The organism is Bartonella melophagi K-2C (assembly GCF_000278255.1).
Classification (GTDB): Bacteria; Pseudomonadota; Alphaproteobacteria; order Rhizobiales; family Rhizobiaceae; genus Bartonella; species Bartonella melophagi.
This window is the reverse complement of the sequence record NZ_JH725081.1, coordinates 351,095-377,598: the sequence shown is the minus strand read 5'-3', so window position 1 is coordinate 377,598 and position 26,504 is coordinate 351,095. Positions and strand designations below refer to the sequence as shown.

General features: G+C 39.7%; 20 protein-coding genes and 1 pseudogene. 6 read left to right on the top strand and 15 right to left on the bottom strand.

Annotation, left to right across the window (positions count from 1 at the left end):
- Positions 1 to 120: 120 nt before the first annotated feature.
- Both lptE and leuS read right to left on the bottom strand, forming a co-directional pair.
- Positions 121 to 717, bottom strand: a complete 597-nt coding sequence (lptE, locus tag ME3_RS01505; RefSeq protein ID WP_007476469.1) for an LPS assembly lipoprotein LptE — start codon at positions 715 to 717, stop codon at positions 121 to 123.
- Positions 704 to 3,328: a leucine--tRNA ligase gene (gene leuS, locus ME3_RS01500; protein WP_007476467.1), complete on the bottom strand. Its 2,625-nt coding sequence runs from the start codon at positions 3,326 to 3,328 to the stop codon at positions 704 to 706. The genes lptE and leuS overlap by 14 nt, the downstream gene beginning before the upstream one ends.
- Before the next feature lie 150 nt (positions 3,329 to 3,478).
- Between leuS and ME3_RS01495 the strand changes: the two genes are divergently transcribed.
- From ME3_RS01495 to ME3_RS01475, 5 genes are all read left to right on the top strand, one after another.
- On the top strand, positions 3,479 to 4,159 hold the full coding sequence (locus ME3_RS01495) for a YggS family pyridoxal phosphate-dependent enzyme (RefSeq protein ID WP_007476465.1): 681 nt from the start codon (positions 3,479 to 3,481) through the stop codon (positions 4,157 to 4,159).
- A 314-nt stretch (positions 4,160 to 4,473) separates the two neighbouring features.
- Entirely contained in the window at positions 4,474 to 6,438 is a 1,965-nt protein-coding gene (acs, locus tag ME3_RS01490) for an acetate--CoA ligase (RefSeq protein WP_007476463.1), read from the top strand.
- Between the two features lie 168 nt (positions 6,439 to 6,606).
- Positions 6,607 to 7,266 (top strand): cell division ATP-binding protein FtsE, encoded by a 660-nt coding sequence (gene ftsE, locus ME3_RS01485; protein ID WP_007476461.1) that lies wholly within the window; start codon positions 6,607 to 6,609, stop codon positions 7,264 to 7,266.
- A complete protein-coding gene (locus ME3_RS01480; protein ID WP_007476459.1) occupies positions 7,259 to 8,233 on the top strand; it encodes a cell division protein FtsX in 975 nt (324 codons plus the stop codon). The genes ftsE and ME3_RS01480 overlap by 8 nt, the downstream gene beginning before the upstream one ends.
- Positions 8,234 to 8,237: 4 nt before the next feature.
- Positions 8,238 to 8,915 (top strand): YdcF family protein, encoded by a 678-nt coding sequence (locus ME3_RS01475; RefSeq protein ID WP_007476456.1) that lies wholly within the window; start codon positions 8,238 to 8,240, stop codon positions 8,913 to 8,915.
- A gap of 504 nt (positions 8,916 to 9,419) precedes the next feature.
- Here the strand turns inward: ME3_RS01475 and ME3_RS01470 are convergent.
- The 6 genes and pseudogenes from ME3_RS01470 to ME3_RS01445 form a co-directional block, all read right to left on the bottom strand.
- A complete protein-coding gene (locus ME3_RS01470; protein ID WP_007476455.1) occupies positions 9,420 to 11,393 on the bottom strand; it encodes a MacB family efflux pump subunit in 1,974 nt (657 codons plus the stop codon).
- A 3-nt stretch (positions 11,394 to 11,396) separates the two neighbouring features.
- The gene (locus ME3_RS01465) at positions 11,397 to 12,608 is read right to left on the bottom strand and encodes an efflux RND transporter periplasmic adaptor subunit (RefSeq protein ID WP_007476453.1); all 1,212 of its coding nucleotides are present in this window, start codon (positions 12,606 to 12,608) and stop codon (positions 11,397 to 11,399) included.
- A complete protein-coding gene (locus ME3_RS01460; protein ID WP_007476450.1) occupies positions 12,605 to 14,107 on the bottom strand; it encodes an efflux transporter outer membrane subunit in 1,503 nt (500 codons plus the stop codon). Before ME3_RS01460 ends, ME3_RS01465 begins: the two co-directional genes overlap by 4 nt.
- Positions 14,108 to 14,163: 56 nt before the next feature.
- Positions 14,164 to 14,980 (bottom strand): annotated as a pseudogene (locus ME3_RS01455) (exodeoxyribonuclease III).
- A complete protein-coding gene (locus tag ME3_RS01450; RefSeq protein ID WP_007476444.1) occupies positions 14,980 to 15,615 on the bottom strand; it encodes a LolA family protein in 636 nt (211 codons plus the stop codon). Before ME3_RS01450 ends, ME3_RS01455 begins: the two are co-directional and overlap by 1 nt.
- A 147-nt stretch (positions 15,616 to 15,762) precedes the next feature.
- A complete protein-coding gene (locus ME3_RS01445) occupies positions 15,763 to 18,249 on the bottom strand; it encodes an FtsK/SpoIIIE family DNA translocase (RefSeq protein WP_007476442.1) in 2,487 nt (828 codons plus the stop codon).
- A 222-nt stretch (positions 18,250 to 18,471) separates the two neighbouring features.
- On the opposite strand from ME3_RS01445, the gene ME3_RS01440 reads away from it, so the two are divergent.
- Positions 18,472 to 19,704, top strand: a complete 1,233-nt coding sequence (locus ME3_RS01440) for a ubiquinone biosynthesis hydroxylase (RefSeq protein WP_007476440.1) — start codon at positions 18,472 to 18,474, stop codon at positions 19,702 to 19,704.
- A 276-nt stretch (positions 19,705 to 19,980) separates the two neighbouring features.
- Here ME3_RS01440 and ME3_RS01435 read toward each other — a convergent pair whose 3' ends face one another.
- The 7 genes from ME3_RS01435 to rimM form a co-directional block, all read right to left on the bottom strand.
- Positions 19,981 to 20,760, bottom strand: coding sequence for a succinate dehydrogenase iron-sulfur subunit (locus ME3_RS01435; protein ID WP_007476438.1), 780 nt, complete (start codon positions 20,758 to 20,760; stop codon positions 19,981 to 19,983).
- A 14-nt stretch (positions 20,761 to 20,774) separates the two neighbouring features.
- A complete protein-coding gene (gene sdhA, locus ME3_RS01430) occupies positions 20,775 to 22,619 on the bottom strand; it encodes a succinate dehydrogenase flavoprotein subunit (RefSeq protein ID WP_007476436.1) in 1,845 nt (614 codons plus the stop codon).
- Positions 22,620 to 22,624: 5 nt separating this feature from the next.
- On the bottom strand, positions 22,625 to 23,011 hold the full coding sequence (gene sdhD, locus ME3_RS01425; RefSeq protein ID WP_007476434.1) for a succinate dehydrogenase, hydrophobic membrane anchor protein: 387 nt from the start codon (positions 23,009 to 23,011) through the stop codon (positions 22,625 to 22,627).
- Positions 23,012 to 23,029: 18 nt separating this feature from the next.
- Positions 23,030 to 23,431 (bottom strand): succinate dehydrogenase, cytochrome b556 subunit, encoded by a 402-nt coding sequence (sdhC, locus tag ME3_RS01420; protein WP_007476432.1) that lies wholly within the window; start codon positions 23,429 to 23,431, stop codon positions 23,030 to 23,032.
- A 1,027-nt stretch (positions 23,432 to 24,458) separates the two neighbouring features.
- Positions 24,459 to 24,896, bottom strand: a complete 438-nt coding sequence (gene rplS / locus ME3_RS01410; RefSeq protein WP_007476429.1) for a 50S ribosomal protein L19 — start codon at positions 24,894 to 24,896, stop codon at positions 24,459 to 24,461.
- Between the two features lie 238 nt (positions 24,897 to 25,134).
- Positions 25,135 to 25,833 carry a tRNA (guanosine(37)-N1)-methyltransferase TrmD gene (gene trmD, locus ME3_RS01405; protein ID WP_007476428.1) on the bottom strand — a complete coding sequence of 233 codons (699 nt, stop codon included), beginning with the start codon at positions 25,831 to 25,833 and terminating at the stop codon, positions 25,135 to 25,137.
- Positions 25,834 to 25,890: 57 nt separating this feature from the next.
- Complete coding sequence (gene rimM / locus ME3_RS01400) at positions 25,891 to 26,418, bottom strand: ribosome maturation factor RimM (protein ID WP_007476427.1); 528 nt, start codon at positions 26,416 to 26,418, stop codon at positions 25,891 to 25,893.
- Between the last annotated feature and the right edge of the window lie 86 nt (positions 26,419 to 26,504).

Here is a 26,504-nt window from a genome sequence, read left to right as displayed (position 1 = left end):
AAACACCTTATCATTGATAAAAAGATTACAAATATTTCCAATCAATTGGTATTTTGACGCCTCTTTTGTACAAAAACCAACCAAACTTTAATTATGAATAAGCTATTGCATAAAAAGCGCTTAAAGTTTTACCAAATCTTTTGAAAGTAACATAAAAATTTGTTCAGCCAACTCTTCAGCTACACGCTTTTGCGCATTTTCTTCAGCTTGCACTGTTGCATATTCTTGACGAAGCCGGTCAAAAGATGCACTCATAGCTCCTTTACCTTTAGCAACAACAACATTATTCATATCTCTTAATATATAAGAAGCCCTGCTTATCACTGTCCCAACAGAAGAACGCCCTATTCCATCTGGATCTTCATAAATTTCTACTTGCACAGATGTGTGCGTAGCAACTGATGTGTGCAGTGATAATTGATAAACCGGAACTGAAGGCTTGCTTCCATTCCCATACATAAGAAACAATAAATGATTGCGGACCATCTGACCAAAACGATCTGAAGGTTCCTCAACAACAACTGTAGCAAATTTTGCAGCAAGATCTGAAGAAACCGCTTTTGAATGCTTCCCATGCAAGGCAGCACCACCCGGTTGTGATGCCACCTGCCCCCCCCCTTGAACCTTTTGACGATAAAGAGGCTCAACACTACACCCATAAAGAAACATGAACAAACAAGTAAAACCAGCACAAAATACCCACTTAAATAACGACATTGATGATCCTTTGTGGAACAATAATAACTTTCTTCACCGACTTTTCTACCAGCTGCGCTTTAACACATTCAAGAGCCAAAACTGCCTTTTCAATTTCCTCTTTATTGGCTGTCACACAAAGGGTGATATCACCGCGTTTTTTACCATTAATCTGCACCGGCAAAGTAATAAACTCTTCAATTGTCAATGCAGGGTCAAAAACAGGCCAAGAAAGTTCACAAATTAGTGTTTTCCCCCCAAAAGCAGCATGACATTCTTCTGCCAAATGCGGCATTATAGGTGCAATCATTGCAAAGAAAAAATCCATTGCTTGGCGCAAAGCAGATTTCATTTCATCATCAATATTTTCCACCCTATTTAAAAATGGCATCATCGTATTTAATAATTCATAAAGGCGTGCAACTGCCCGATTAAAGGCAAGTTTTTCTAAATCATCCTCCACAGCACAAAGTGTGCGATGTGCTGCTTTTGACAGCTCAAAAGCTTCACCGTGACAGCCTGTGCACGGTTCAACTTCCTTCAAAACTGAAGCACTCAAAGCCACACAGCGCCAAATGCGTTGCACAAAGCGATGTGCTCCTTCAATTCCTGCTTCTGTCCAAATGACATCACGCTCAGGAGGAGAATCAGACAACATAAACCAGCGCACCGTATCTGCCCCGTAAGAAGCAATAATATCATCAGGATCAATAATATTCTTTTTTGATTTCGACATTTTTTCAATTGAACCAATCGTCACATGACTTTGATCGGTTAATTTATAAGCCTGGCGTTTCCCGTCTTTTTCAACAATGGAAACCTCCGTTGGTGCAACCCACCCTTGTTCATTACGGTAGGTTTCATGAACAACCATGCCTTGCGTAAACAACCCCTCAAAGGGCTCATCCACACTAACATGGCCAGAAATCTTCATCGCACGCATAAAAAAACGTGCATATAAAAGATGTAAAATCGCATGTTCAATACCACCAATATATTGTTGAACAGGCAACCACTGTGCCGTTTTTTTCTGGTCCGTTGGTTCTTGTGCTCTAGGTGAGATAAAACGCGCATAATACCAAGAAGAATCCACAAATGTATCCATTGTATCGGTTTCGCGCTTTGCCAACTGCCCACAAGAAGGGCAAGTGACTTCTTGCCACTTTTCATGGCGTGCAAGAGGATTGCCAGGCTTATCAAAAGTCACATCATCAGGCAAGACAACTGGCAAATCAGTGCGTGCCACAGGAACCACCCCGCAAGTAGCACAATGAACTATAGGTATCGGGCACCCCCAATAACGTTGACGCGAAATTCCCCAATCACGCAATCGAAATTGCACAGTTCTTTTCCCCTGAGGTTTACCATTTAAGATCTGTTTTTCAAGGCGTTTAGCAACTGCTTCAAAAGCTTTCCTCACCGTAAGACCATTCAAAAAATCTGAATTAATCATCACGCCTTCACCGCTGTAAGCCGTTTCAGAAATCATAAAATCCTTGGCATCAGCACCTTTTGGCAAAACCACCGCTCGTACAGGAAGACCATATTTACGCGCAAAATCTAAATCCCTTTGGTCATGGGCAGGACACCCAAAAATAGCACCCGTCCCATAATCCATGAATACAAAATTAGCGATATAGATAGGAATACGCACCATTGAATCAAATGGATGAACAGCTAAAAGCTTCGTGCGAAATCCTTGTTTTTCAGCTGTTTCAAGTGCTTCAGTTGTCATGCTACCACAGCGGCAATTTTCAATAAAAGCAGCAAGCTCGTTGTCTTTTTGCGCCAAAGCCTGCGCAATCGGATGATCTATAGAAAGAGCTAAAAAAGATGCTCCAAATAAAGTATCTGGGCGGGTTGAATAACAGACAACTTCATCAAATGCTTGGCATATATCATCAGCAACATTTGTCTTATCTAAAGCCCAACCAATCAAAAGGCCTTGTGATTTACCAATCCAGTTCTTTTGCATAATGCGGACTTTTTCTGGCCACTTATCAAGCTTCTCAAGTCCTTTTAATAAATCTTCACTAAAATCACTGATTTTGAAAAACCACTGAATCAATTCTCGCTGTTCAACCAAGGCACCTGAACGCCAACCTCTTCCATCAACAACCTGCTCATTGGCTAAAACTGTGTGGTCAACAGGGTCCCAATTCACCTTGGCCACTTTACGTGCAATCAGTCCCTTTTCATAAAAGTCAAGAAAGAGCATTTGTTGACGATGATAATATTCCACATCGCAAGTTGCAAATTCACGTGACCAATCTAAAGAAAGCCCCAATTGCTTTAATTGCCCACGCATCACTGCAATATTTTGATAAGTCCAAACTTTTGGATGCACCTTATTTTGCATGGCAGCATTTTCAGCTGGCATACCAAAAGCATCCCACCCCATGGGATGCAGCACATTAAACCCTTTGGCACGTTTATAACGTGCAACAACATCTCCCATGGTATAATTGCGCACATGCCCCATATGAATGCGCCCTGAAGGATAGGGAAACATCTCCAAAACGTAATATTTTTCACGCCCATCATCATGAGAGGTTTGAAAAATTTGTCTTTCATCCCAAACCGCTTGCCATTGTTGTTCACGTGCACGTGGATTATAGCGCTCAATTGTCATTCCCATTATACTCTTTACAAAATTGAACCAAAAAGCTTTGTAAATGCTTCACCATGGATTAAAGCTACCGTCAACCTCTTCAATAGAAATTTTAAAAGCTTTTATAAACAATGACTCAAAACTTTAAACAAAAAACAGGCACAACAAAACATGGGCACACTCAATACCTCCTCCATTGAAGCGTGGAAAAACCTTCAACAAGACATTGCTGCAACGTGCAAAGAATACCACTGCTCATTAGAGAGTGTTGAGTTAATTGCTGTTTCAAAAACCGTTGCTGCACAACATATTGTTCCACTACTGCAAGCAGGTCAACGACTCTTTGCTGAAAACCGTGTACAAGAAGCAGCACAAAAATGGCCTTTCCTACGACAGCAATTTGAAGCCATAAAACTCCATCTTATCGGCCCCTTACAATCTAACAAAACAGCAGAAGCTGTCAAAATTTTTGATATTATTCAAACCGTCGATCGAGAAAAAATAGCCCAAAAATTATCCGAAGAAATGCACAAACAAAAAAAATATCTTCCTTGTTATGTTCAAGTCAATATCGGATTAGAACCACAAAAAAGTGGCATTGCACCGCAAGAAGTGGCTGATTTTGTAACCCTATGTAAAAATCAATATGGGCTTGATATTATAGGCCTCATGGCAATTCCCCCAGTTGAAGAAAATTCTGGCCCCTATTTTGCCCTTTTAGCTAAACTTGCAAAAAGAGCTGGTGTTTCAAAACTGTCTATGGGTATGTCAAATGACTTTAAAACCGCTCTTCAATTTGGTGCAAATACCCTTCGTATTGGTACAGCTTTGTTTGGACAACGTCCACTCTAAGTGCTCTTTTGCTTAAATTATATACCCCTCTCTCAAAATTATACCCCTCCCTTTCTAAAAGGCAGTTCATATATTTCCTCATCCCTCCAAAAATTCCAAAATGTTTCTTTATTAAAACGCTTTTTTGAGCATAGAAACACTTCTCTTAACATAACGACAACAAACCCAAAAAAATAATACTTTCAAAGTCCTACCAAATAGTTTATTTTAAAAATAAGCTTTTATTCTGACTATAAAGCTTATGGAGGAATAAGTTTAAATAATTATTAGAACACATGGTCGTTTTTTCTATAAAACACATGGGGAGGAGAATTATGTCTGATAAAATCTATTCAATACCAGCTAGTATCCAAAAAAATACCTTGATTGATAACGACACTTATCTGCAATGGTATCAAGAAAGCATTTATGATCCCGAAGCTTTCTGGGCAAAACATGGTCAGCGTATTGACTGGTTTAAACCCTACACAAAAGCAAAAAATACATGCTTTAATGGCAATGTATCAATTCAATGGTACGAAGATGGAGTCACAAATGTTGCCTATAATTGCATTGACCGCCATTTAAAAAAACATGGAAACCAAATTGCACTCATTTGGGAAGGTGATAACCCTTATTTTGATAAAAAAATAACCTATAATAAATTGTATGAGAAGGTCTGCTGTGTTGCCAATATCTTAAAAAACAGAGGCGTTCAAAAAGGCGATAGAGTCATCATCTATCTACCAATGATTCCTGAAGCAGTGTACGCAATGCTGGCATGTGCCCGTATTGGCGCTATTCATTCGGTTATCTTCGCTGGTTTTTCCCCTGAAGCTATAGCAAAACGTATGATTGATTGTAAATCAACTTTTGTTATCACTTCTGATCAAGCTGTGCGGGGAGGCAAACGGATCGATCTAAAAAATAATATTGATTGTGCCATTAATCTTGCAGCACACCACAATGTGCATGTAAAACAAGTTATGGTCATACAGCGCACAAATGAACCAATTGATTGGGTCAAAGGACGTGATTTCTGGTACCATAAAGAAGTGCAACACACCAAAACCGATTGCCCTCCAGAAAAAATGAATGCTGAAGATCCACTTTTTATCCTTTATACCTCAGGATCAACAGGAACACCAAAAGGCGTCGTGCATACCACAGCTGGTTATCTCATCTATGTATCAATGACGCATCAATATGTTTTTGATTACCATCCTGGTGAAATTTATTGGTGTACTGCTGATATTGGCTGGATTACTGGCCATTCTTATCTTGTTTATGGGCCTTTATGTAACGGCGCTACAACTTTAATCTTTGAAGGCTCTCCAACTTTTCCCGATCAGGGGAGATTCTGGGAAATTGTTGATAAGCATAAAGTGAATACGCTTTATACCGCACCAACCGCTATTCGTACTTTAATGGGCGCAGGAACTTCATTCATCAAACGCTCTAAAAGAACATCTCTACGTCTTTTAGGCACTGTAGGCGAACCCATTAATCCAGAAGCATGGAAATGGTTTTACCATACGGTTGGGAACAGCCGCTGTCCCATTCTTGACACATGGTGGCAAACGGAAACAGGGGGTCATATGATTACTCCATTACCCGGAGCTACAGAACTTAAAGCTGGGTCAGCTACACATCCTTTTTTTGGCATTCAACCTCAAATCATTGACTCTCAAGGCAATGTTCTGGAAGGCGAAGGTGAAGGTAATCTTTGTATTATAGATTCATGGCCTGGCCAAATGCGTACTCTCTATAATGATCACCAGCGTTTTATTCAAACGTATTTTTCTTCTTATAAAGGAAAATATTTTACAGGTGATAGCTGTAAACGCGACAGTGATGGCTACTATTGGATTACAGGGCGGGTGGATGATATTCTCAATGTCTCTGGACACAGACTAGGAACCGCTGAAATTGAATCAGCACTTGTTTCACATCCTACTGTTTTAGAAGCAGCTGTTGTGGGATATCCTCATCCTATCAAAGGGCAGGGAATCTATAGTTTTGTCACTTTAATGCATAACACACCAGCGGATGAAGAATTACGTCAAAAATTGATTCAACACGTTAGAAAAAAAATTGGGCCTATCGCCACAGTAGATAAAATTCAATTTGCTCCTCAATTGCCCAAAACACGATCAGGAAAAATTATGAGACGTATTTTGCGTAAAATCGCTGAAAATAATTTTGATAATCTAGGAGACATTTCACCCCTGTCTGAACCACAGGTTGTTGACGAACTTATCGCTAACCGCCAAAATACAGAAGATCGGTGCTTAGCGTAAAATACACAAATACACCACCAACACCCCATTTTAAATCATCAATACAACTTCAAATAGGAAAAATGGCAAAAGGAACATCCAAAGAACATCGAGTGTAAAAACTTGAAACTACTATAAAAAAAGTCAATGATAATGACTTAAATTTAAAAGCAAAAGTGGTAACTTAGAGTGATTCGTTTTGAAAATGTCGGTTTGCGCTATGGGATGGGGTCTGAAATCCTCCATGACGTAAGCTTTCATATTCCGCATGGATCATTTCAATTTTTAACTGGAGCGTCTGGGGCGGGTAAAACATCCTTGATGCGTATGATGTTTTTGTCTATCAGACCAACCCGTGGTCATATTGATCTATTTGGAAATGATACAGCCTTACTTAAACGACAAGAACTTCCTGCTTTACGACAACGCATTGGTGTTGTCTTTCAAGATTTTCGCTTGCTTGATCATATGACAACTTACGAAAATGTTGCGTTGCCTCTACGCATTAAAGGGCAAGAAGAAGCAACATATCGCAGTGAAGTAGAAGATCTCTTACAATGGGTTGGTCTTGGAAACCATATTCACGCTTTACCGCCTGTTCTTTCAGGTGGAGAAAAACAAAGAGTGGCAATTGCACGCGCTCTCATCGATCAACCTGAAATTCTTCTTGCTGATGAACCAACAGGAAATGTTGATCCGCCTTTAGCAAAACGCCTTTTGCGCTTATTTATTGAATTAAATCGTTTTGGAACAGCTGTTGTCATTGCCACCCATGATGTCACATTGATGGAACAAGTCGCAGCACGACGTATGATTCTTCATAATGGACGGATGACAATTTATGACTAAGTCTTTCCCCATCTTTCGCATTCAAAAATCAATTTTTACACGCAATAAAACAACTAAAACTGCTATTATTCCCAGTGATAATATTTCTGGAAAAGCTTTGGTTGTTGTGATTGCTATTATGACATTTCTTGCAAGTTTAACATTAAGCGGTGTTGATTTAGTGCACCAAGCTGCTCACAATTGGAATACTCAAATTAGCAATGAAGCAACAATTCACATACACCCCGTTGAAAATGTCGATATTGAACAAGCTCTGCACAATGCAGTTCAATTAGTCACAACATTTCACGGTGTAAAAGAAGCTAAAATTGTTGATCAAGCAGCCACTGAAAAATTGCTTGAACCATGGCTTGGAACAGGCTTAACCTTGAGCAAATTGCCTATTCCCCGGCTTATTATTGTCACTTTAAACAAGGATGAAAAAACCGACTTTCATGCCATCAACCAAGCCATTAAAACACATATCCCAGGCGGCCAGTTTGATGATCATCGCTTTTGGGTCAATCGTTTTGTGACAATGGCAAAAACAACTGTTCTTATCGGCTTTTCAATTTTAGCACTGGTTTTAAGCTCGCTTATGTTTACGATTATCTTTGCAACACGCAACGCACTTGCAGAAAATTCTCATATTATCAATGTCTTACATTTCCTTGGCACTGACCCCCATTTCATTGCTAAACAATTTGACTGGCATTTTTTTAAAACAGCACTACGTGGTGCATTGTATGGTGGTGTTGCGGGCGCATTTCTCTTTAGCGCCTTTTTCTTCTGGACAAATAATAACTTGGGCACAGCACAAAGCAGCCAAATTACCGCTTTGTTTGGACATTTTTCGATAAATCTCTCTACCTATGGGAAAATTCTTAGCCTTATTCTTTTTGTATCCCTTCTCACCACACTAACAAGTCGGATTACTATTTTAGCACAACTTAAAAAAATTGATCAGCACGAAAACGGTTTATTTTAGTTTCATGACAAACCTTTCACCCCATCTTCAATCATCAGCACACAATAATCCGCCCAAGTGTTGCATTGCAAAGTCCACCATAAGTGTCTTACGGTTCTATAAACGCTTTTCACGCTATGTACCATTAACAGTAGTTGCTCTTTTTATTATAATTTTGTTCATTGGTGCCACATTCGTTACTTTCTCGGAAAAAATTGAGCACTTAACCCCCCCAATCCCCTTGCCACAAGCAGATGCAATTGTTGTTCTTACAGGTGGAGAAAATCGAATAAAAACAGGGTTTGACCTCTTGCAAAAAGGGCTTGGCTCTCGACTATTGATCAGCGGAGTCAATACGACAATTGACCTTAATAAACTGATTGACACCGCGCATATCAATCCGCATCTTTTGGCTTCTCGTGTTGATTTTGGATATGAAGCAACAAATACTAAAGGCAATGCTCAAGAAAGCGCTGCCTGGATTAAACAACACAACTATAAGACAGTTTATATTGTCACGCATGATTATCATATGGTGCGCTCTTTGCTCGAACTTAAACATTTAATGCCCCATATACATTTTATTGCATATCCCATTAAAGAGAATGCTTCAGGCAGTTGGATCAAACAAGTCAATCAAATGCGCATTCTTGCTTCTGAATATATTAAAAGTATTGGAGTATATATCAGAACCGCATTTTAATTTTCACACACCATTTCACTTGATTTCACTTGCCATAAATTTTCTTAATTAAAACACTTAAGCTCTTATTTTTATCACCCTCAGGTCACATAGATTTTTCTTCTTACGGCCACATTACACCTTTGTACTATAAATATAAGTACGGTTTCACATCTTGATTTTTTGACAAACATAAAAACATCCCTCCCTCATTAATCCAGTTCAAAGATCTTCATAAATTAACCCGTATAGTCATGCCCTTTATGCACAATCATATTTTTCTGTTACAAATCTTGCAAAATGAAGAAACCTCTCCAAATTTCGAAGTCACTTAAAGATCCGCGAAAATAATGAACTCTCAACCATAACAGTATTAATTTAATCCCATTATTCCTTGATCATATGCAAAAAGCTAAATTATAAAACTCAACACATCATCATCAATGTATATGTTCACCAAAACACAACCATCAACGCTGTGGCAAACCTACGATGACAACCATGATTCTTCTTTAGACAGATCTGTCAATTACGTGTCAGAGCAACCACAGGATCAAGCTGTGAAGCCTTGCGTGCTGGAAAAAAACCAAAACACACCCCAATAAAGGCTGAAAAAATAAAGGCTATAATGACTGAATTTATCGTATAAACCAATTGAATAGGTAGAGAAAACAGCGAAAACAAACTCCCAATAGAAAGCCCAAAAAGAATCCCTAAACTCCCACCAATCGCACACATCAAAACTGCTTCGATTAGAAATTGCTGTAAAATATCACTTTGACGTGCACCAACTGCCATGCGCACCCCAATTTCACTGATCCGCTCAGACACAGTCACAAGCATAATATTCATCACCCCAATACCCCCAACAATCAATGAAATTACCGCAATTGAAGTCACTAAAAGCGTTAAAATCTGTGTACTCTGCATCAAACGTTGACGAAACGATTCCGAATTCCTAATGAAAAAATCTTCCTGACCATGGCGCATAATTAAAAAACGCCGTACTTCATTTTCTGCCAACTTTGAATCGACATCATCAGCAATTTTCACAGTAATTGCTCGAACAATTGTAGTTCCAAGAAAACGGGTTTGTACGGCTGTATAAGGCAAATAAACTTGGAGTGTATTTGACGCACCTTTCTCATTATTTGAATCCACAATACCAATAATACGCGCAGGCACCTTACCTACACGCACAACTTTCCCAACAGGACTTTCATGACTATGAGGAAAAAGAGAAGCAATGGCTTCTTTTTCAATTACCAAATCAACTGCTCGATCACGCACACTTTGTCGATTAAACAATTGTCCTTCAACAACTGCAAGCCCATGTGTCTGAAAAAATTGTTCTCCCACGCCAACAATCACAGCATTGGCTTCAATACCCTCATAATAAACTGTTGAGCTCACTGAAATCTGAGGTGTCACACCATCAACATAAAGCAGTCCCGATAACGCTTGTGCATCATCTTCAACCAAACTTGTTATCTTGTCTGCGAGTGGATCAGAAAAATTCTTACCAGGTAAAATTGTTAATATATTTGTACCTAAACTTTTAAAATTTTCAAGAATTTTCTCTTGAGTCCCATTGCCCAAAGACACCATCGCAATAACTGACGCAATACCGATAATCACCCCAAGCATTGTTAAAAAAGTCCGCATCCGGTGCGCATTCATCGCAAACAAAGCCATAGCAAACGCTTCATACAAATGATCCATAAAAGAACGAAAAAACCCAAGCTGTTGATGATCTTTTAAATTTTTCTCTTCACGAAGAAACTGAATATCATTTCTTACCTTTTTAACTTTCGACACATTATCGGAAATAATTTCCCCATCACTGATCTCAATAATGCGTTGTGCTCTCTTAGCCACATGGATATCATGGGTCACCATAACAATGGTGCGTCCTTCCTGATGAAGCTCGTCTAAAATACGCAAGACTTCTTGACCACTGTGTTTATCTAACGCACCTGTTGGTTCATCTGCAAGAATAACATCAGCATCATTCATTAAGGCACGAGCAATCGACACACGTTGTTGTTGCCCCCCCGAAAGTTGATTGGGGCGATAGTCCATGCGATCACCCATCCCTAAGCGTGTTAAAAGACTTTGTGCACGTTTTTTTCGTATTGCTGATGCACACCGTGCATAAATGGCTGGTATTTCAACATTCCCAAGGGCTGTCAATTCATGCAACAAATGATAACGCTGAAAAATAAATCCAAAATGATTACGCCGTAAAGCTGATAAGTCATCTGCTGAAAGTAAAGCTATCTCTTTTCCTGAAACCCAATAGCGCCCTCTACTTGGCCGATCAAGGCAGCCTAAAATATTCATTAACGTAGATTTTCCTGAACCAGAAGCCCCTACAATAGCCACCATTTCACCACGTTTAATGGTTAAATTAATATTTTTTAAAACAGGATCACCTGCGCGAAATTCACGTGTGATATTTTCCAAGACAAGGAGAGCATCTGTTTGCTTTATTTCCATGTTTTAAATCTCGTCTTCGCTTTGCCAATCAGTATCTGCTAATATCAGTCCATCGTTTGAGCCGGTAATCACCACATCACCCTCATTTAATCCTGAAACAACCTCAGCCATCACTTTATTATTGAGCCCAATAGTTATCTGTTTTGCAACCACCTTATTTTTGCCAATCAAAAGCCGAACCCACGCTTTATGCTCTTTTGTCTCATTATGTAAAGCATCGTTTGGCACTAACAATACATTATGAGCACGACCTAAGATAATATGAACTTGAGCTGTCATATAAGTGCGTAAAAAATTGTCTTTATTGTCAACATGCACAAGCCCATTATAATAGATAGCCGATGATGCCAAAGCACTCCCCCCTCCAGACATCTCAGGATGAATGCTAATATCATTACGAATAGTTTCAGGTGCAGGCTCTATCGTTTCTAATATCCCATCATAACGGCGTTGTGAATCACCAAAAATCGTAAAATAAAGTGCTTGTCCAGCGTGAACTTTCAAAATATCAGCTTCTGAAATTTGCGCTTTTACTGTCATTTTTGACAAATCCCCTAAAATAACAATTGTTGGCACCGACTGAACTGCATTAACATTTTGTCCTTCCTCAACAACCGTTGCTAAAACTGTTCCTGCTGAAGGTGCTGTTATCCGTGTGTAGCTTAAATTAACTTCTGCACTTTCAACATCAATTTGTGCTTGCACAATTTGCTCCTGAAGTTGAGCAATTTGAGCTTCACGTATTTTTACTTGTATCACCGCTTCATCAAAGTTAGCACGTGAAACTGCATGTGCTTTGACCATCTCTTTTTGACGTGCCAAATTTTTCTGCGCTAAAGTAAGGTGGGCTTCTTTTTCCACTAAACTCGCATAATAATGAGATAAAACAGCTTTTTTCCTTTTTAGATCATTTTCCTGATCTGTGGGATCAATCTCTGCCAATAAATCTCCTTCTTTCACAACACTGCCAGGTGAAACATGCATTGCAATGACACGCCCCGTTGCGCGCGCACCAACAGCAACAAGCCGATAAGGACGCACAATACCAGAAGCTAAAACACTTTCTTCAATATCACCACGTTTCACCACCGCTGTGATATAAGCCTGTGTCGAATTTCCAAAAAAAAGAGTACGAACCAACCCTAAAAAAACGACAAGAAAAGCCACAATGCATAATAAAACAAGCTTTTTGCGTTTCATGTTATATTTCATCATGATTGAACTTTTTCTCCCTCATTTACTTTCACGTGAAAACCCGCCACATTATCCACTATTTCCGGGCGTGAAACATCAACCACACCATCCCAACCACCACCTAATGCTTTCATCAAAGCAATATACTGTAAAGCCACACTAACACAGTTATTTTTAAGCGCCATTTGCGCAGAATAATATGAACGACGCGCATCTAAAAACTCAAAGAAACTAATATCCCCACTCTCAAAAAGGAGCTGGGAAAGCTTTAATGAACGCAAAACAGCTGCATTTGCAACTATCAGCTTTTCTAAACGCTGATGTTCCTTATAAAGTCTCACCAGCGCATTTTCTATATCTTCTAAAGCACCTAGCACTTCTGCCCGGTAAGTAATAAACGCTTGATCACGCTGTGCACGTGCCACTTCAACCGATGCAGCTCTCTGCCCCCCATCAAAAAAAGGAAATTGAATACCAGGCCCAAAAGACCACCCAATGGTTGAATTTTTTCCCAAATGGCCAATCTGTGTTGCCGCTGTTGAAATACGACCCGTTAAGGTGAGCGATGGGTAAAGATCTGCCTCACGTTGGCCAATACGTGCTGTAGCTTGCGCATATTGGCGCTCTGCACGCCGTAAATCTGGACGCGTTAACAAAATATCAGCTGGAATTCCTGCAGGTATCGGCCATTGTGGTTGTGGAATTGCCCCTTCTTTTTTAGTACTCTTTTGTAAAAAAGCCTCCAAAGCCGTAGGAACACGACCCGTCAACACAGAAAGACGATGAATGCTCATCGCTAAATTAGCTTCCATCTGGAATATATCAGCCTCTGTGTTAGTCATTTGTGCTTGCGCATTTAAAAAATCAAGTTCTGAAGCCTCACCAGCAGCCAATTTGGTACGCATAAGTTCAAAAGTTTTACGCTGCGACACAACAATCCGATGTGCAATCAACAATTTTTGTTGCCAACCACGCATTTCAACATAATTTGTTGTCACATCTCCCAACAATGTTACCATGGTCGCTCGCATATCTTCTACAGCACTATCAAGACCATAACGGGCTGCCTCAACCGCTCGCTTATGACCTCCAAAAAGATCAAGCTCCCAGCTAGCATCAAAACCACCACGATATTGACTTAAAGACACATCAGGCTGTTCAGAAAAACGATTGCCCGAAATTGAACCAGAAACACTTGGTGCAAGATACCCCGCTACTTGCCCCACACTGGCACGCGCTTCACGAACGCGTGCTTTTGCAACAGCAACGTTATTATTGCCAGATATTGCATCATCGATTAGCTCATTTAAAACAGGATCATTGAAACGCCGCCACCATCCCGCAAGTGCAACTGAGTGGTCAGATATTTGAGCAGATTGCCTCCCCCAATCTACTGGAACACTGAAAGATGTCTTATGATAATCAGGGCCAACAGCACATCCTGACAACATCAAAAACACACAAAGGAAACCATAGTAAAAGCTTTCTGAAGCAATCCACTTTAAAATATTCATCCGCATCTACCCTCCTGCGTGGTCTTCAAATCAACCTAGCTATGTTTCTTCAAACATTTATTTCAAACTTTACGTGAAAAATCAAACACTGTCTGCACTGGAACGTGATCGGAAGCTTGAGGTTCCCCCCGTGCAGCACGAAAAATCGAAAGATCATCCATAAAAGGCGCTAAATCTGGTGAAGACCAAATATGATCAAGCCGCCGTCCACGGTCAGAAAGAGCAAAATCGCGTGCGCGATAACTCCACCAGGTATAAAGTTTAGCAGGAACTGGAAATTTAATGCGCATCAAATCAATCCAGCCCCCTTCACGGCATAATGTTTGTAAACGCTCAGTTTCAACTGGCGTATGACTAACAACGTTCAATAATTTCTTATGAGACCACACATCATCTTCCAAAGGAGCAATATTTAAATCACCCAGCAAAAGAGAAGACAAACCATCACCCTGATCAGCTCGGATAGAAGACATTTCTTCTAAAAAATCAAGTTTATGACGAAATTTTTCATTCACATTAACATCAGGCTCATCACCCCCAGCAGGAACATAAAAATTATGAATCCGAATTGTCCTACCACAGGGTTGAACAACCACTAAGAGATAGCGACATTCTTTTTTTTGACAAAAAAAAACGCTTTTCAACACCTAACAAAGGCAAACGTGAAACAACCGCCACGCCATGGTAAGATTTTTGACCACTTAGTGCAATATGCTCATAACCTACCGCTTGAAAAGGCTCACGTGGAAATAAATGATCTGGACATTTAGTTTCTTGTAAACACAAAATATCGGGCGCAAAGAAATCCAAATATTGAAGGACTTGCGCAAGGCGTAAACGAATAGAATTAATATTCCAAGTAGCAATACGAAAAAACATCAATTTCCATTCCGATTGCGCGATATTGCAATATTTTTATAAGGAATCGTAAACATTCCATCAACAAACCGAATCCCTGTGCGCACGTTCATAATTTGAACCGTTGTTTCCAAATTCTGCTGATCAACAATCGTCCACTGGCGTAAACCATAGTCTTTAGAATCAAAAATCATTCTTATCTGCCCTTTGCCAATGCTCTTATCATGCAAAACAATTGTTATCACCCCAGGATCTTCACGAAGCGCTAATAAATTCTTCGATGATATATTAATTTTATCGTCCAATAGAAATTTCATCGGTGTTTGAGAAAGTTGATAAAGGTTCCAAGTATTGAGCGCACGATTGTTCACGCCCACCATTTGGCCATCTGCTATAATCTGCAAAGGCACCCCTTTATAACCAAAACGAATCTTACCAGGACGCTCTAAATAAAATGTTCCTTCACTCATTTTGCCCTTTGGGCTAAACTGAATAAAATCCCCTGTCATTGTTTTAATCTTGGAAAAATGATCAGCAATAGCCTGAGCCCGCACTACCTGATGAGATGATTGCGCAAAAGAAGGCACAGCCAACAGCACACAAATAATAAAACCAAAAACAATAAATGCTCTTCTTGATGATAAATAATATGTCATCACAGACAACGCTCCTAATCGCTTAAAGCAACACATGCTCATTTGAGAGTATAAGCAGCAAACTTCAAAAATAAGTATCAAACAACGCCTTTAACTCGTAAATATTCATTAAAGCATTGTTTAAAAAATTCATTTAAAGGCTTTACTTTAGCACGGCTCTTCTTCAGCAGGTACTAAAATTTCTCGTTTTCCCGCGTGATTAGCAGAGCTAATGATTCCTTCTTCTTCCATTCGCTCAATCAGTGAAGCCGCGCGGTTATATCCAATCCCTAAACGACGCTGAATATAAGAAGTTGAAACCCTACGATCACGCAAAACAACTGCAACAGCTTGACTATAAGGATCATTTTCCACAGGAGAGACAAGCGAAACATCAACACTATGATCTGCCGTTTCTTGTGTAACAGCCTCTAAATAATCAGGCTGCGCTTGAGCTTTCAGATGAGCAACAACTTGTTCAACTTCATTATCAGCAACAAAAGGACCATGTACACGCTGAATACGACCCCCTCCCATCATAAAAAGCATATCCCCTTGCCCTAGCAATTGTTCAGCTCCTTGTTCACCAAGAATTGTCCGACTATCAATCTTTGAACTAACAGAAAAAGAAATACGTGTAGGAAAATTAGCTTTAATCGTACCCGTAATAACATCCACCGAAGGACGCTGCGTGGCCATAATCACATGAATTCCAGCAGCACGCGCCATTTGTGCTAAACGTTGAACTGCTCCTTCAATATCTTTCCCCGCAACAAGCATTAAATCTGCCATTTCATCAATAATAACAACAATATAGGGCATAGGATTTAAATCGAGAGTTTCTGATTCATAAAGGGGCTCACCAGTCGTGCGATCAAATCCCACTTGGACCGTTCGTGTCAATGTCTCGCCCTGACTTTGTGCCTCTTTTAAACGCGCATTAAACCCATCAATATTACGAACACCAACTTTTGACATTTTACTATAGCGCTCTTCCATTTCACGAACAGCCCATTTAAGAGCAATCACTGCTTTTTTAGAATCTGTTACCACCGGCGTTAATAAATGTGGAATACCGTCATAAATCGAAAGTTCAAGCATCTTAGGATCTATCATAATCAAACGACATTGCTCAGGTGTCATACGATAAAGAAGTGACAAAATCATTGTATTAATAGCAACAGATTTACCCGATCCAGTGGTACCTGCTACCAAAAGATGCGGCATCTTTGCTAAATCTGCAATCACCGTTTCACCGCCTATTGTTTTACCTAAAGCAAGTGCTAAGTTTGCTTTACTGCGAACAAACTCCTGAGCTTGCAAAATTTCCCGCAAATAAACCGTTTCACGCGTTGCATTGGGCAACTCTATTCCAATTACATTGCGCCCTGGAACAACAGCAACACGTGCTGAAATTGCACGCATTGAACGAGCAATATCATCAGCCAATCCAATAACACGCGAAGATTTAATACCAGCTGCTGGCTCAAATTCATATAAAGTCACAACTGGCCCAGGGTGTGCATTAATCATTTTACCCTTAACACCAAAATCTAATAAGATTGTCTCAAGTTCACGAGAATTTTCTTTTAAAGAAGTAGGAGATAATCTCGCATCTTTCTCAGCCGGTGGAAAAACAGAAAGATAATCCAAAAGCGGAAGTGTAAAACCATTTTTTGAAACAACTTTTGACGGTTTGAAAACACGGCCCTTGGAGGACGAAACAGATTTTTTATGGGAGTAAGACTCCTGCTTTCCTTCTTCTTCAAAAAAAACCGGCTCAACCCGACCAAATACATTTTCTTCCCTCTCAGAGAGCCAACTTTGCTGCTCAGAAGAATCATCTCGTTTCTTAAAATTCTTACTCCATGAAAAAAGATGCCCCAAACGCGCTTGTAAAAAATAAAGAAAATGCAAAACTGCTCCAAAAACTGTAACAAAAAAACCAAGCAGAACTTCATAGATAGAGTGATGTGCCTCTTCCACATCATCCATGACTGAATCTGTTATTTTAACCTTTTTATTGTTTCGTTTCTTTTTGTCATCATTCTTGCAACGCCACGCTACATTGCCAGCAATAGCAGCCATAACAAAACCTAAAGGAGCAAGAAAAACGCCCATAAAAGCAATTTGTAAGGAAGAAAAAGAAGCAAAAAAGGAAGGAAAAAATAAATAAGCAGTATTTAAAATCTTATCCCCCACAACGCCTCCAAAACCAATTGGCAATGGCCAACGCGTAAAAGACGCAAAATGTGTCAACAAAGCAAAAACAGCTGAAAAATAAATCGCTGATACCACCCACAAAAAAAGACGAAATATAAAATTACGAATATCCTTTTGTGCTAGCAATAAAAGTGACCAAAAAAACGGAGGTAATAAAATGCACAAACTCGCCAAACCAAAAAACTGTATAGCAAAATCTGAAAAAATCGCACCAGGCCACCCCATAAGATTTGCAACCTCATGAGCATTGGCGTAAGTCAATGATGGGTCTCCAACATTCCATGTTGCCAAAGCTAAAACACAAAAAATAATAAGACCCAAAAGCCCAAGCCCAATGAAGGCACCAATCTGACGCAAAAATAAATTCACAAGACGTGGACTTTGATAATCAAGCCTTTCTGATAAATGATCAGAAGACAAATCTTGGCGCATCAATCAATTCCAAATATAAAACTTTTCATAAAAAACTGGTTTCACAGCTTATAGTTAAAAATATTACAGCTTATAGTTTTAAAATATTAATGCCATTTTAACCATTCTTATTACAACAATTTCTTAATTAAGACTGTAAAAATAATTTTAAAAAAGAGTATTATTTTCATTTAAGAGCTAATAAACTACACAAAAGTAGAAAGAAATGTAGTGTCTTTTAATATGAATCAAAATATAAAACAATGTGATCTCATCATTGCAGGGGGAGCAATTGTTGGTTTAACACTTGCGCTAGCACTCAAACAGGCCGCACCTGAATTGAGAATAAATATTGTCGATGCCCCTCCTCAGGAGAATACACCTAGTAAAAAAAGACAAGCGCTAGCTATTTCCGCTGCTTCTATTCGTATGTTAAAGCAATTGCAATGCTGGGAACATATCAAGCCTCATGCTCAACCTATTCATTCAATGCTCATTACCGATGCGCGCGTTAATGATTCTTTCAAACCGATCCTTTTAACCTTTGAAGGAGATATCACCCCTGGCGAGCCCTTTGCCGCTATGATTGAAAATAAAGAGCTTACTGCTGCTTTAAAAAAACGTGTAAAAGAACTGAATATCCCTTTCATCAAAACTGCACGTGTTGTTGATTTTCACCAAGAAGACCACTACACAACTGTTATTTTGAGCAATAAAAAAATTTGGCAAACACAATTGCTGATCGCAGCCGATGGAACACATTCCAAACTACGCGAGAAAGCAAACCTTAAAAACTTTGTGCACCCCTATAAACAAACAGCAATCACATGCACTATCGAACATGAAAAACCCCATCATGGTCAAGCAATTCAACATTTTTTGCCTGCCGGGCCTTTTGCTCTTTTGCCTCTTAAAGGCAATCGATCAGCCATTGTATGGAATGAAGACCATCAAACCGCTCAATACTACCTTAAAGCTGATCCTCTTATTTTTGAAACAGAACTTGAAAAACGTATCGGTCACCGATTTGGAAAACTAACTTGGGATGGCGAACGCCAAGGATTTTCCTTAACCCTTTCGCTAGCATATTCTTGCATTAAACCCCGTTTTGCTCTCGTGGGAGACGCTGCCCACACAATTCACCCCATTGCAGGTCAAGGCCTTAACTTAGGGCTTCGTGATAGTGCAGCTTTGGCTGAAGTTATCATTAAAACAGCACGGTTAGGTCTTGATATTGGATCAATTATCGCTCTTGAGCACTACCAAAAATGGCGACGTTTCGAAACCGTGCGTATGGCCTTGAGTAATGACTGGATCAACAAACTTTTTTCTAATGATACTCTATTTTTGAGAGTATTGCGTGATATTGGTCTTGGACTTGTTAATCAGAGGCCAAAAATAAAAAAATATTTCATTCAAGAAGCTTCCGGCCTTACTCCAAATGCCCCACGCCTCTTACGTGGACTCCCGCTCTAGATGAACCAAAGCACCCCCTCCCCTCTCGTTTAAACCGTAAAAGCCCTTATTTACACAACCATACCTATCGCATCTTTCATGAATACAATATATTTAAAAAACACAAACATATTTTAAGATGCCAATAGACTCCAAGATGCACAATACAAAGCAAGTACCAATAAAAAATTCAATAACCACGTCTTATAAAGCATACAAAAAAGACAGGAGCATATGCGCCTCTGCTTCCCTCTATTGCTTTTGTTTTTAGCTAAAACTTTCTAAGCTAACAAATTTTTAAAGACGGCGTTCAATCATAAGTTTTTTAATCTCAGCAATCGCTTTAGCCGGATTTAAACCCTTTGGGCAAGTTTGCGTACAATTCATAATCGTATGGCATCGATAAAGCCGGAAAGGATCCTCCAGATTATCAAGACGCTCCCCACCCATTTCATCACGCGAATCAGCAATCCAACGATAAGCCTGAAGCAAAACAGCAGGCCCTAAATAACGATCACCATTCCACCAATAACTTGGACACGATGTTTGACAACACGCACAAAGAATACATTCATAAAGACCATCAATTTTTTGACGATCAGAATAGCTTTGCAACCACTCTTTTGCAGGCTCAGGTGAAACAGTTTGCAACCAAGGCTCAATAGCACGATGCTGCGCATAAAAACGCTTCAAATCAGGAATCAAATCTTTAACAACCGGCATAGAAGGAAGAGGATATACCTTGATGGGATGTTTCACATCATCCATCCCTTTAGTACAAGCCAGTGTATTGACCCCATCAATATTCATCGCACATGAACCACAAATGCCTTCACGACACGACCGACGAAGCGCCAAAGTTGGATCAATATGATTCTTAATAAACAAAAGACCATCAAGAATCATCGGACCACATACTGAGCGATCCACATAATAGGTATCAAGACGAGGATTATCCTCATCATCGGGGGACCAACGATAAATGTGAAATTCTGTCAGCTGTGTCGCACCCTCAGGTTTAGGCCAAATCTTTCCAGCCTTCACACGAGAATTTTTGGGAAGCCTAATTTGAACCATGACTCATTCTCCCCTTAGTAAACACGTTTTTTAGGCACAATACGTTTTAAATCTATACCGCCATCTGCCTCAGATGTTAATGGATCCACATGAACAGGCCGATAGGATAATGTTACTTTCCCATTTTTTGATAAATGCGAAAGTGTATGGCGACGCCAATTTTTATCGTCACGCTCTGGATAATCTTCACGTGCATGTGCCCCACGGCTTTCTAAACGTGCAGCCGCAGAATGAACTGTCATAATCGCATTTGCCATCAAATTCTCAAGCTCTAATGTTTCAACCAAATCAGAATTCCAAATCAACGAACGATCTGTCACTTTAAGATCAGAAAGTTCATTCCAGAGTTTACTTACACGCTGACATCCTTGTTCTAAAGAATCTGCCGTACGGAATACCGCAGCATCTTCCTGCATAGTCCGCTGCATTTTTTCACGCAACACCGCCGTTGGTGTATGCCCTTGAGCAAAACGCAAACGATCAAAACGTGCCATAATTTCATCAACAGCTGTTTCATTAATTGCCGGAATCTCTGCATTGCGGTCAATTACTTTTCCTGCACGAATTGCAGCCGCACGCCCAAATACCACAAGATCAATCAATGAATTGGAACCCAAACGATTGGCACCATGAACAGATGCACACCCTGCCTCACCCACAGCCATCAACCCCGGTTGAACACAATCAGGCGAATCACTTGTTGGGTTTAAAACTTCCCCATAGTAATTGGTGGGAATACCGCCCATATTATAATGGACTGTTGGTAAAACTGGGATAGGATCTTTTGTCACATCAACGCCTGCAAAAATTCGTGCTGATTCAGAAATCCCCGGTAAACGCTCATGCAATATAGCAGGATCAATATGATTGAGAACCAAATGAATATGGTCCTTCTTTGCACCAACCCCACGCCCTTCACGAATTTCAAGCGTAATACAACGTGAAACCAAATCACGTGAAGCCAAATCTTTAAAAGAAGGCGCATAACGCTCCATAAAGCGTTCACCTTCAGAATTAATCAAATAACCACCTTCTCCACGCGCTCCTTCTGTGATTAAGCAGCCAGAACCATAAATACCTGTGGGATGAAATTGAACAAACTCCATATCCTGAAGCGGCAACCCAGCACGTGCAATCATTCCACCGCCATCACCTGTACATGTATGGGCTGATGTAGCGGAAAAATAAGCACGTCCATAACCACCTGTTGCCAAAACAACCATTTTAGCAGAAAAACGGTGAATTGTACCGTCATCTAAATTCCACGCCACAACACCTGTACACACACCATCGGTCATGATTAAATCAAGCGCAAAATATTCAATAAAAAATTGCGCATTATGCTTTAAGCTTTGCCCATAAAGCGCATGCAAAATAGCATGCCCAGTACGATCAGCCGCCGCACAAGTACGTTGAACTGGCGGCCCTTCTCCAAATTGCGTCGTATGCCCACCAAAAGGCCGTTGGTAAATTTTACCCTCCTGTGTACGTGAAAAAGGAACCCCATAATGCTCTAATTCATAGACAGCAGCAGGAGCATTGCGTACCAAATATTCCATCGCATCAGTGTCGCCAAGCCAATCAGAGCCTTTCACCGTATCATACAAATGCCACTGCCAATTGTCAGGCCCCATATTTGCAAGAGATGCTGCAATACCGCCTTGTGCTGCAACTGTGTGTGAACGAGTGGGAAAAACTTTTGTAATACATGCTGTTCTCAACCCCTGTTCAGCCATACCAAGGGTTGCACGCAAACCCGAACCGCCAGCGCCAATAACAACAACGTCAAATTTATGATCTACATAATGATAAGGAGCATGACCCACTTTAGGGCCCAAAGACGATACTGTAGCCACCATGTTGGTTAAACTCCCAATACGATTTTTAAAAGAGCAAAAATAATGAAACCACCCAAAACACAACAAAATAAGGTGTTTAATACTAAAAATAATATCCGCAAATTTCCATGTGGAATATAATCTTCAATAACAACTTGCATTCCAAGTTTCATATAATAAAGACTTGAAAAAGTCATCACGCCCATTAAAACCGCTACAATAGGATGCGAAAGTCGTGTATAAATAACATCATAACCCTCCCCCACAAGCGAAATGATAAGAACAATAAAAAATATCCAAAGCAGCACACTGGTAAAACTTGTCAGATTTTCTAGCCAAAAATGCCCCGTTCCCTCATGCGCACTTCCAAAACCGCGCACTTTTCCAAATTCTGTTCGAAAATCTTTTTTCATGACCTTTCTCCATCCCCTTCAAGACAACCCATATCCAATAACCCAAATTGCGCATGTTACAATAAGGGTAATAAATACAGTTGCCCAAGCAGTCGCAGTTGCTTTTTCTTTCGCTAAAAGACAAGGCTTCATATTCCAAACAAGATGGCGAATACAGCCAACCATATGGTGAACCCCAGCAAGCGTAAAAAGAAATAACACACACAGCCCCGGGAAAGATCCATAAATCTCATTAACCGTTTTAAACGCATCACCCCCGCAAGCGATTGCCCCCAACCAAATGGCAAAACATATCATTCCAAAATAAAGCGCTACACCAGTGATACGATGTGCAATCGACATCGCCATAGTAATCGACCAACGATAAATACTCAAATGGGGAGAATAAGGGCGATCTTTTATCCTAGATGTCTCTATCATAAAAACTCTGACCTGACTTTCATTGCAACTTTATCGCAAATGAGAAAACTCATAATAAACGATCAAGCACATTCTAATTTTGATACCTAAAGGCGCACATTACAGGTCGGTTATCTCAAATAACGGATTAAAGGTCGCGCATAAAAAAACCGATTAGCTTATAGCGATAAACTATAAAGCCTGTTTTGTTTAGTACAATTTTATCTTCACGTCAAAGGCTTAAACATTGTTTCTTCAACGCAAACATGTATTTTTTTCAAACGCACCCCAATCCCACCCGTTAAATAGTAACGAAATACTTCACAATATTTACAGTTTAAATCATTAGCTATAACTTAAATCATTATGAAAAAACGAAACCGCTCTTCTTTATAGAGAACTTTCAAATCACGCTTAACATTAAAATAAACTTCCCCTTATTAAAATAAGCTTCTCTTTTAAAGACAAACCACTCTCTTTTAAGAGATCAATAAATTGAATGCCCAATAATCCACACATACCAGATTCAACTTCAATAACAGTGTTACAGCTTTTTGCTTATATTTGCTCCTTCATCAAACCAGCATTTTCTTCATAAAAATACATTGAAACACTCATTATAACGAAAATTATTGGAACAACTTTTAATTCATACGACCAAGGAGGAGCCATCTCTACATCCCCTTCAATGTACTCATTTTTATAAGAGCATATCGATTTCTTGGTAGTTTTTTTGCAAGCAAATTTCTGCATCAAAAAAATAACAAACAATTCATTACAAAAAATATTGTTAAAATTAACCACTACACACATTTTGTAAGATCAATACAAAGCAAATAAAATATTAAAAGACACCTTTCATTTTCCATGAAAAACAAAATGATTCTCTAAAATTTGATCACCAAGCATTCTTTATAAGCATCTCTATAGGGATCTCTCTTATATTTTGTATAAAATTCCTTATAAAGAAGTTTTTTAATCGCCATTATCCCTCACAAAGCAAAAAAGTGGCATAAAAGCCGCTTTTTTAAACTTGAGCAAGAAATATTTATTCAGCAGTCTTGTCTTCAACTTTTTCTGCAATGACTGCTTTTTCTCCTCCCTCAGAAACTTTAGCATTCTTACGGTAATCTCTTTTTTCAGCGATACGTGCAGCCTTTCCTCTTAAACCACGAAGGTAATAAAGCTTTGCACGACGAACCTTACCCCGGCGGACAATTTCAACACCCTCAACCAAAGGAGAATACATTGGAAACACACGCTCAACACCTTCACCATAAGAAATTTTGCGCACTGTAAAGCTCTCATTCAAACCACCGCCCGAACGTGCAATGCAAATTCCTTCATAAGCCTGAACACGTGTGCGCGTACCTTCCGTCACACGGACCAAAACGCGCAACGTATCTCCCACATGAAACGTTGGAAATTGGCGTTTTTCTTCAATTTTTGCGCATTGTTCAGCTTCAAGCTGCGCTATAATATTCATTTCTTTCATCCTTCATGTTCTTTTCGAACAGTCAGAGCGTTCAACTCTTACCACAAAGATGCCTTTCATACAAAAAGGATATTCTTTGGGCTCTGCTTTAAACACCTGGGCTCTGCTTTAAACAAGAGCGAATACACTATTTTTTCTTTTAGAATTTATTTCTTTAAATCCATAGAAAGCTCTTTTCAGAAAACTCTTTTAAAAGTGCGTTGTGCAATACACCATCTTTAAAGATGAATCAAGCTTTTCGAAGATTTTTGGTATAAAGAGCATAAAGGTCAGGTCGACGTTGACGTGTTAAGCATTCGGCCTGCTCTTGACGCCAATTTGCAATAGCTTTGTGATGACCTGATGTCAATACCGGCGGAATAGTAAGCCCTTCAAAAACTGAAGGACGCGTATAATGGGGATACTCAAGCAAATTATTCTCAAAACTTTCACATTCTCCAGAAGCTTGATTGCCCATAACACCGGGTAACAGCCGCACAATTGCATCCATAAGAACCAATGCAGCCACCTCTCCACCTGAAAGAATATAATCACCAATTGAAATTTCTTCTAATTTTCGCGCTTTTATCACGCGTTCATCAACCCCTTCAAAACGACCACACACCAATATTGCGCCTAAACCACGTGCCAAAGAACGAGCATAGCTTTGATTAAAAGGGCGTCCCCGTGGGCTTAACAAAAACCTTGGCAAATCAGGGGGGCAACTATCAATTGCAGCAGCTAACACATCTGCCCGCATCACCATACCAGCACCACCACCAGCCGTTGTATCATCAACACTGTGGTGTTTGTCAAAAGCAAAGTCTCTAATCTGTACTGTATTGAGCGACCATATCCCTCGTTCTAGAGCCTGCCCTGCTAAAGAATAACCCAATAATCCTGGAAACATTTCAGGATAAAGTGTTAAAATATGTGCTTGAAATCCCATGCTTATTCCCTCATCCCACTCTTTTCGTTCAAATCTCCCTTGTTTATTATTCTTCTTTCATGTAGCCAAACCAGCTGCCACTGGATTGATCACAACAAAACCAGAAGCAACATAAATTTCCGGTACAGCCGTCTTGCTAAATGGAATGAGTTCTCTCTTGCCACCATTTAAACAGATTTCAAGCAAATCACCAGCACCAAAATTAAAAAAACCGCTCACTTCACCAAGAAGCTTATTTGTATCATCATAAACACAAAGCCCAATCAAATCGATTTGATAAAATTCATCCTCAGCCAAATCATCAAGCAATTGATCTCGCTTAATATAAAGGTTAATTCCCTTTAAAGCTTCGGCAGCACTTCGCTCCTCCACCCCTTTAAAACGCACAATTGCATCGTTTTTTTGCACCCGAAATGTCGCAATTTCATAACAGCGTCCTCCTTCATCATAAAGAACACCGTAAGTCTTTAAGCGCTGGGGCTCACCTCCCAATACCTTAACCCAAACATCCCCCCTAATTCCATGGGCAGCACCAATAATGGCAAGACAAATTGTCTTTTTAAGTTTTTTTCTCTTTCGTTTCATGTATAATATTATCTCTTCTAAAAAGAAAGAATCATTATATACTTAACATACTTAATTATTGTCCATTAGAGCTTGTTGCCATACAA